The 1,758-nt window shown below is 64.8% G+C and carries 2 protein-coding genes; one reads left to right on the top strand and one right to left on the bottom strand.

Translation table 11 applies throughout. The features are described from left to right. The coding region (locus AC1D1S_RS20990) for a sugar phosphate nucleotidyltransferase (protein ID WP_476995430.1) at positions 1-276 on the bottom strand (276 nt) is incomplete at its 3' end. Positions 277-378: 102 nt separating this feature from the next. Between AC1D1S_RS20990 and glgA the strand changes: the two genes are divergently transcribed. Continuing rightward, on the top strand, positions 379-1,584 hold the full coding sequence (glgA, locus tag AC1D1S_RS20985; RefSeq protein WP_243177650.1) for a glycogen synthase: 1,206 nt from the start codon (positions 379-381) through the stop codon (positions 1,582-1,584). The last annotated feature ends 174 nt before the right edge of the window (positions 1,585-1,758 follow it).

Here is a 1,758-nt window from a genome sequence, read left to right as displayed (position 1 = left end):
CTGCTGAGCCGGAACCGAGGCCACATAGTTGCCCAGCTGGGTGGACATCCGCCACGTTTCGGAAATGTGCCGGTCAAGGCTGTGGGACTTGTATTGCGTCAACACCACAATTTGCAGATAGCGGGAATTCACAAGATTTGAAAGGGCAAAGTCAATGAGCCGGTAGCTTCCKGCAAACGGGACACCAGGCTTGGCCCGGTCCGCCGTCAACGGCATGAGCCGGTTTCCCTCGCCACCTGCGAGGACAATTGCCAAAACTCTCTTTTGATGCGGCATGGTGATAGCTCCTGAACGCCTTCGTTACTCCCCAATACAGTCCGGCATGCCCGAACGTCTTCACACTAGATCAGTTCCACCGTAACGACTACCTTGGTGCATGTGCGAATAGATATTGTGACCAAAGAATTCCCGCCGGAAATTTATGGCGGCGCCGGTGTCCATGTGGCCGAGCTCAGCCGAGTGCTGGCCCAACGCGTGGACCTTCAGGTGCGTGCCTTCGGCGCGCCCCGCGAGCCCGGGTACCACGGAGCGACTGTCACGTCGTATTCCGTGCCCGAAGACCTGGGCTCCGCAAACGCCGCCATCCAGACCCTCGGGGTGGACCTGAGGATCGTTCCGGACATCGCCGGCGCGGACCTGGTCCACTCCCACACCTGGTACGCCAACATGGCCGGACACATCGCGTCGCTGCTTCACGGCATCCCGCATGTACTGAGCGCGCACAGCCTGGAGCCGCTGCGCCCGTGGAAGGCCGAGCAGCTTGGTGGCGGCTACGCGGTGTCCTCCTGGGTGGAAAAGACCGCCTACGAGGCCGCCGCCGCCATCATCGCCGTTTCGGAAGGCATGCGCCAGGACATCCTGCGCAGCTATCCGGACGTTGACCCGACCAAGGTCAAGGTGGTCCACAACGGCATTGACGTCAGCCAGTGGAACCGGGACGAGGCTGATGACATCATCCGTCCGCTCGGAATCGATCCGGAGCGCCCCAGCGTTGTTTTTGTGGGCCGGAACACCCGGCAGAAGGGCGTGCCGTACCTGTTGCGGGCCGCCGCCAAGCTCCCGGCCGACGTCCAGCTGGTGCTGTGCCTCGGTGCCGCGGACACCCCGGAACTGGCGGCCGAGACGGCACGCCTGATCGAGGAGCTGCAGAGCCAGCGCAGCGGCGTGATCCTGATCGAGCGGATGCTGCCCCGCAACGAGGTCATCCAGGTGCTCAGCCACGCGACGGCGTTCGCGTGCCCGTCCATCTACGAACCGCTGGGCATCGTCAACCTTGAGGCGATGGCGTGCGGTGCCGCTGTGGTGGCCAGCGCCACCGGCGGTATCCCGGAGGTCGTCGAGCACGGCAAGACCGGACTGCTTGTTCCGATCGAGCAGGTCACGGACGGCACGGGAATCCCTCTGGACCCGGAGAAGTTCGTCACCGACTTTGCCGAGGCCCTCATCGAAGTGGTGTCTGATCCTGCCCGGGCGCGCGCCATGGGCGAAGCCGGCCGGCGCAGGGCCGAGGAGCACTTCTCCTGGGAATCCATCACGGAGACCACGCTCGAGGTCTACCGCGCGGTGCTCCAGCAGGGCTCCTGACCCCGCGACGGAACAGCACCACAGCGTCACTGCACTTCAGTGTCACTGCACTTCGACGACGGCGCCGCCCCGGCTGAGGGGGCGGCGCCGTCGTCGCATTTCGGCTGGGTCAGCTGCGGGCTTTGGTGCCCTGGGCCTGGTGCCGTGAGCTTTTGTGCCGTGAACGGCGCGGGC

Source organism: Arthrobacter sp. P1_A5, assembly GCF_056406825.1.
The sequence above is the reverse complement of the archived record's forward strand: the minus strand, read 5'-3'. Positions and strand labels throughout refer to the sequence as shown.